This window comes from Shewanella sp. 4t3-1-2LB (assembly GCF_017368415.1).
Taxonomy (GTDB): domain Bacteria; phylum Pseudomonadota; class Gammaproteobacteria; order Enterobacterales; family Shewanellaceae; genus Shewanella; species Shewanella fodinae.
Genome location: NZ_JAFNJD010000079.1, coordinates 1 through 5,997 on the forward strand (window position 1 = coordinate 1; position 5,997 = coordinate 5,997).

General features: G+C 45.9%; 6 protein-coding genes and 1 pseudogene. 4 read left to right on the forward strand and 3 right to left on the reverse strand.

Annotated features, from left to right (window positions below):
• Nucleotides 1-577 (reverse strand): annotated as a pseudogene (locus J3L11_RS18335) (1-aminocyclopropane-1-carboxylate deaminase/D-cysteine desulfhydrase); the annotation flags it as partial.
• Between the two features lie 214 nt (nt 578-791).
• Here J3L11_RS18335 and J3L11_RS18340 point away from each other — a divergent pair.
• Complete coding sequence (locus tag J3L11_RS18340) at nt 792-1,199, forward strand: YccF domain-containing protein (RefSeq protein WP_133037589.1); 408 nt, start codon at nt 792-794, stop codon at nt 1,197-1,199.
• A gap of 541 nt (nt 1,200-1,740) precedes the next feature.
• Nucleotides 1,741-2,055, forward strand: a complete 315-nt coding sequence (locus J3L11_RS18345; RefSeq protein WP_189615686.1) for a hypothetical protein — start codon at nt 1,741-1,743, stop codon at nt 2,053-2,055.
• 68 nt (nt 2,056-2,123) lie between these two features.
• On the opposite strand, the gene J3L11_RS18350 is transcribed toward J3L11_RS18345, so the two are convergent.
• Nucleotides 2,124-2,918, reverse strand: a complete 795-nt coding sequence (locus tag J3L11_RS18350) for a TIGR00266 family protein (protein ID WP_189615688.1) — start codon at nt 2,916-2,918, stop codon at nt 2,124-2,126.
• A 235-nt stretch (nt 2,919-3,153) separates the two neighbouring features.
• Between J3L11_RS18350 and J3L11_RS18355 the strand changes: the two genes are divergently transcribed.
• Complete coding sequence (locus J3L11_RS18355) at nt 3,154-3,768, forward strand: LysE family translocator (RefSeq protein WP_207571921.1); 615 nt, start codon at nt 3,154-3,156, stop codon at nt 3,766-3,768.
• 96 nt (nt 3,769-3,864) lie between these two features.
• Nucleotides 3,865-4,350, forward strand: coding sequence for a tRNA (N6-threonylcarbamoyladenosine(37)-N6)-methyltransferase TrmO (tsaA, locus tag J3L11_RS18360; RefSeq protein WP_207571922.1), 486 nt, complete (start codon nt 3,865-3,867; stop codon nt 4,348-4,350).
• Nucleotides 4,351-4,392: 42 nt separating this feature from the next.
• Here tsaA and J3L11_RS18365 read toward each other — a convergent pair whose 3' ends face one another.
• Entirely contained in the window at nt 4,393-5,784 is a 1,392-nt protein-coding gene (locus J3L11_RS18365) for an NAD-dependent succinate-semialdehyde dehydrogenase (RefSeq protein WP_207571923.1), read from the reverse strand.
• Between the last annotated feature and the right edge of the window lie 213 nt (nt 5,785-5,997).

Consider the following 5,997-nt stretch of genomic DNA (forward strand, 5'->3'; position numbering starts at 1 on the left):
AATATTTGCTTAAATATAATGCGGTAGTGCCAGTTCCCGACGGCAGAAATAATTTAAGTCCGGTAATATTCTCACCAACAGCCCAGTCATGGATTTCCTGTGCTAATTGCCTAACGCCATATTCTGCCGCTTGGCAACGCCCCCCCTCGGGTACAAACAATGCCTCTGACAATGTTGGTAAAATGGACTCACGCAGATATTCACCAACCGTTAGGCCATATAGTTCCTTCGCAGCCACTGGAACAATTTCCGCCCCCAGAGCCAGTGCTGCTTTATAGTTACCTGACGGAGTTTGTTGTAACCACTGTGGCAGGTGATCAACATAAAATTTTAATTGCCAACCTTTTAGTGCCGCTAACGCCGCCATAGAGTACAAGGAGTTGGCCTGAGCTGAACCATGGCCTATCAATAGACGAACTTCTGAAAAATCCTGATCTAGGAAATAACGAAATTTGCGGGCTTTATTCCCACTAAATTGCGGATGCAACAGATCATCGCGTTTTAGATAAAACTGCTGTCCACGAAATTCAAAAGACTGCACTGGGGTTTGTGCCAGTAAAAATGGGGCTATCAGCATAGATGCAACAACGGTTTTTCAGTACTTGCGATTGTAAAATACCCGCCGTCACAGCGCCAAGTTAAAACAACCACTAACTGGTCAAATCTACCAATGAGATTCCACATAAAATAATAATTCATTTATATTCAAATAGTTACATTGTGGCACAAATATAGCTAATGTCACACTTAGATAAGTGATAAATCCTAATTATGATAACAGGAGCAATGACATGGGCGTTTTGCGTCTTCTCTTTAATATCGCTTGGTTTGTACTGGGTGGCTTTGTGATGGGCTTAGCTTGGTGGCTGGCGGGACTGATCTGCTTTATCAGTATTATCGGCATCCCCTTTGGCCGCGCCTGCTTTGTTATAGGGGAGATGACATTCTGGCCATTCGGCCAAGAACACGTCAGCCGTGATCAGCTTTATGGTCGTGAAGATATAGGTACTGGCCCTTTGGGATTCATTGGCAACCTTGTCTGGTTCGTTCTGTTTGGTATCTGGCTGGCAATAGGTCACATCGTCCATGCATTGGGGTGCTTTATTACCATCATAGGAATCCCTTTTGGTATCCAGCATCTGAAACTGGCATTGTTGAGTCTGACACCTATTGGTAAAACAGTAGTGTCTTCACATTAACGTTCCTGAGGCCTCCCATAAACACGGAGGCCATATTCGCAATTGCAATAGACACGAGCCGCTGAAGAAACAGCCTAGCTTGTTGCCTGTTTGAAAACAGTGACAGCCGAGCTGCCGCAAATCGTCCTACCGATTCGGCCCCTTTCCACGACTGCAACAGCTAAATCACAGCCATTTGCTCATTAGGTTATCCGGCTAGATTAAAAACACCTTGATAATGTTTAATACATTTTTATAACAATTCAACAAGAATGATTTGTCACCGGTGCTGGCAAAATCTATGCTTCAAAACATCCTAATGAATAGATCTTTATCAATTGGCAAAGGTGCCATATAACAACCGAGGCGATGCAAGCTTGAATTACTGGCTGCTGGTTTATCTGCGTTTTAGTAGCCAATTTAAAACACCCCTGACACTGAAACAATTATAAGCAGATCCCGCATTTGCGGATATGGGGTTAGTCAGCAAGTGTGGTTCTCTGAGCATTTAGCCCGTTAGCGCTCAAGAATGGCAACATATAATGGCAATGGAAGGTGAAACATGAAATCTACCGTAATCATGTCAGCGTTAGCAGTAATATCGTTGACGCTATTGATAACTCCGTTAGCCGCCAGTGCTAACCCACATCAGGATTTACCACCAGGACTGCAAAAAAAGGTGCAGCAAGGTAAACCGTTACCACCAGGGTGGCAAAAACGTTATCACAAGGGAGATATTCTCGATAATGATATCTATGGTCGGGCCAAAGTGGTGATACCACTTGATAGTGATGGACTTATCACAGTAAGCATTGAAGGAACCCTGTTTCGTTTACACGAGAAAACCCGGCAAATTGTTGAGATTCTTACCCACTGACGACAACCGTTTTTCAGCAAAAAAGCACCACAGTCAGCGGTGCTTTTTAAATATGCCAACACAATAGACTAACGACCATCGAGCATACGGCCAATGCCGCCCAGCACAGACCCCTCACCCCGATCAGAGCCCCCCATTGACGGTGCGTGGGCAATAATCCGGTCGGCCATACGTGAGAACGGCAAGCTCTGTAACCAAACGGTGCCATGCCCCTGTAATGTTGCCAAGAACAACCCTTCACCACCAAATAACATCGATTTTAATGAGCCAGCACGCTGAATGTCATAGTCAATTCCAGGCGTAAACCCTACCAGGCAGCCAGTATCCACCCGTAGCGTTTCCCCTTGCAGTTCTTTACGGATCAAGGTGCCACCAGCATGAATAAAGGCCATCCCATCACCTTTAAGGCTCTGTAAAATAAAACCTTCGCCGCCAAAAAAACCCGCACCGAGTTTACGATTAAATTTCATACTGACATTGGTCCCTAGCGCTGCCGCGAGGAAACTGTCTTTTTGCAGGATTAACTCGCCGCCCACTTGTTCGAGGTCTATCGCCAGAATTGTCCCTGGATAGGGGGCCGCAAACGATACTCGCCGCTTACCATAACCCGCATTCGTAAAATGAGTCATAAATAGACTTTCGCCGGTAAGCACTCGTTTACCGGCGCCCATCAGCTTACCGAAGAAACCGGATTCAGGTTCCGAGCCATCGCCCATACGCGCCTCAAAGCTGATCCCTTCTTCCATGTATGTCATCGCGCCAGCTTCGGCAATTACGGTTTCGCCAGGATCCAGCTCTACCTCAACCAGTTGCATGCTTTCACCAATGATTTCGTAATCCACTTCATGACAACGTTTGCTCATTTACCATCCCTCACGTTTTGGCAGGCAGCCCTGCCCTCAGTAGCCTAATCGATTGTGCTGTTGTTATGACATAAAATGTCATAGGTGGCAATTATGATTTGGCTGATGCAGAAAAAATTACTACGTATAGTTGTTACTAAGACTTCAGATGCTTGTAGCCGAAGGCTCTTGATACTTGTTTCCAGCATCAACCAGTTTAGACTAGGCTTCATTTTGATTTAATTCCTAACGACAGATGCAAAACTACTCTCTGTTAGCGGCATTTATTCCAACATTTCTACTGGTTTCTGCTACGCCGGGCATGTGTATGACACTGGCGATGACGCTGGGGATGAGCATAGGCGTTCGTCGCACCCTATGGATGATGTTAGGCGAACTGACTGGCGTTGCGCTTGTCGCAGTAGCCTCGGCAATGGGGGTTGCGGCGTTGATGCTGCAACATCCACAGCTATTTCAGGGACTGAAATATTTAGGTGGCGCATATCTCATCTGGGTAGGTATCAATATGTGGCGCACCCATACCGATATAGGTGCGGCGTTACCGTTAGCAGATGTTCGCCCGCATACCTTAATATCCCAAGGGTTTGTTACCGCTATCGCCAATCCTAAAGGATGGGCGTTTATGATCTCACTGTTACCGCCTTTTATTGACCGTGATATGGCAATGGCCCCGCAATTGACGGCATTAGTTGGTATCATCTTGGTGACAGAATTTAGTTGTCTGTTGACTTATGCCAGTGGTGGAAAAGGTCTGCGACTATTTTTAAGCAGAGGCAACAATGTACGCTGGATGAATAGGATTTCCGCAGTATTAATGATAACTGTGGGTCTGTGGTTGGCATTTGATTGATAGTATCAGGCAAGTTGTGATGTGGTCGCTTGTTCACGAGGATAATTGCGCCGAAGATGCATTAGGCCGTAACTGCTTTGACAGGAATGATTTCGGATGAAAATTGAGTACACTCCTATTGGTATTGTTCATAGCCCGTTTCAGCAACAAGCGGGGACACCAGTGCAGCCATCCAGGGCTAATAATGTACAAGGGCATATTGAATTATTGCCCCAATATGTTGAAGGCTTAGCCGATCTGCAAGGTTTTTCCCATATTGTACTGCTATGTCATCTGCACCAATGTAGTGGTTTTCAGATGAAGGTAACCCCTTATCTGGACGACAATCAACGGGGACTCTTTGCAACTCGCTCGCCACGTCGCCCTAACCCAATTGGTCTCTCTGTTGTCGAATTATTATCAATCGAAAACAATCTGCTTCATATCCAGAATTTGGATCTGCTGGATGGGACTCCCGTGCTTGATATCAAACCTTATGTGGGTGAATTTGATCATCGCCAAGGAGCTAGATTTGGGTGGTTTGAACATGCTAAAACGATAACCACCGCCGATAATCGCTTTTGCAACAACAAGTCATCATAAAAAAGGGTGGCATCATGCCACCCTCTTGCCCTATCAGCGCGCCTAGAACGGTGCGTCAATATCGACTACATCAACCAGTTTGTGGTTCACAAACTCTTTCAAACCCAGTCCCAGCAACTCACGGCCATAACCGGAATTACGGATACCGCCAAACGGTAAATCGGCTTTCACCATGGTTGGATGGTTTACAAACACCATTCCGGTAGAGATCCGATGCGCTACCTTTTCACCGCGTTTCAGATCAGAAGTAAATACCGAGCCCCCAAGGCCAAACGGGGAATCATTGGCAATACGTACGGCATCATCTTCATCTTTAGCCCGTAAAATCATCGATACCGGACCAAAAAATTCCCAATAGAATGCTGGGTTATCAGGCGTTACATTGGTGAGAATGGTTGGCTGCACAAAAGCACCGGTTTGCGGCACTTTAGGCCCCACTTCAGTCGCAGTTGCACCATGAGCAACCGCTTGCCGAATTTTTTCTTTCACTTCATCTGCGGCAGATTGAGATGACAAAGGCGCCAAGGTAGTGGTTGGATCCATTGGATCACCTGCTTTCAGGCCAGCGACACCTTCTGTATATTGACTCAGGAACTGGTCATATACCTTATCAACAATAATCATACGCTTAGACGATACACACACTTGACCACCGTTCCAATGTCGACCAAATACCGCCCATTTAACGGTTTTTGGCATATCGGCATCTTCCAGCACCACAAAAGCATCGGCGCCACCAAGTTCCAGTGTGGATTTTTTCATGGCTTTACCGGCTTGGGCGGCAACCACGGCACCCGCACCTTCAGAACCAGTCAAGGCCACACCGTGTACTCGAGGATCGTTGATAATCTTTTCAATCTGGGAACGCGTTGCATACAGGTTCTGGAATGCGCCATGAGGCAAGCCGGCATCGCGCATCAAGCTTTCAAATGCCGCAGCGGCTTGAGGTACATTGGATGCATGTTTCAGTATGACGGTATTTCCGGCTGACAACTGCGGTGCCAAAATACGGGCAATTTGATAATAGGGGAAGTTCCAAGGTTCAATCGCCAGAATGATACCCAGAGGTTCATGCACCAATGTGGCCTGACCTTCCGCAGGATCGGCAACGGCGAGTTTTTCTGGAGCCAACAGTTTTTCAGCGTATTTCACATAATATTCAAGGATCTGTGCTGATAACTCAACTTCGGCTTCGGCTTCAGCAATCACCTTCCCCATTTCTAGGGTCAGTACTTCGGCATATTTACGCTTGTTGTCACGCAGAATGTTAGCGGCACGTTGCAAAATCTCAGCGCGATGAGCAAAAGATGTTTCACGCCATTTCAAGAATGCGGCGTTAGCATCAGTGAGCGCCTGCTCAACCTGTTCATCTGTTGCATCTGGAAATTTTTTTACCAGTTCACCGGTGTAAGGGTTAACGGTTGCATAACTCATAAATAAGACCTCCTGATCTATTATCCGTATTACACGGAAAATAATGATGATGTTTCCATCATCACTACTAACGGGTTTAACCTTACTCCTGAATATTTATCAGATCCAGTTATTTAGTGAATAGCGAGATAAATTTTTATTTATCTCAAATAGTGATACTTATTGTTTCATTAAAGCGAAAGGTTATATATTAGCCGTTACACAGCGCTACAA

Bases quoted from the DNA above. Each gene is read 5' to 3' on its own strand.
- J3L11_RS18340 (WP_133037589.1), top strand. From the start codon at position 792: ATGGGCGTTTTGCGTCTTCTCTTTAATATCGCTTGGTTTGTACTGGGT.
- J3L11_RS18345 (WP_189615686.1), top strand. From the start codon at position 1,741: ATGAAATCTACCGTAATCATGTCAGCGTTAGCAGTAATATCGTTGACG.
- J3L11_RS18350 (WP_189615688.1), bottom strand. From the start codon at position 2,918: ATGAGCAAACGTTGTCATGAAGTGGATTACGAAATCATTGGTGAAAGC.
- J3L11_RS18355 (WP_207571921.1), top strand. From the start codon at position 3,154: ATGCAAAACTACTCTCTGTTAGCGGCATTTATTCCAACATTTCTACTG.
- tsaA (WP_207571922.1), top strand. From the start codon at position 3,865: ATGAAAATTGAGTACACTCCTATTGGTATTGTTCATAGCCCGTTTCAG.
- J3L11_RS18365 (WP_207571923.1), bottom strand. From the start codon at position 5,784: ATGAGTTATGCAACCGTTAACCCTTACACCGGTGAACTGGTAAAAAAA.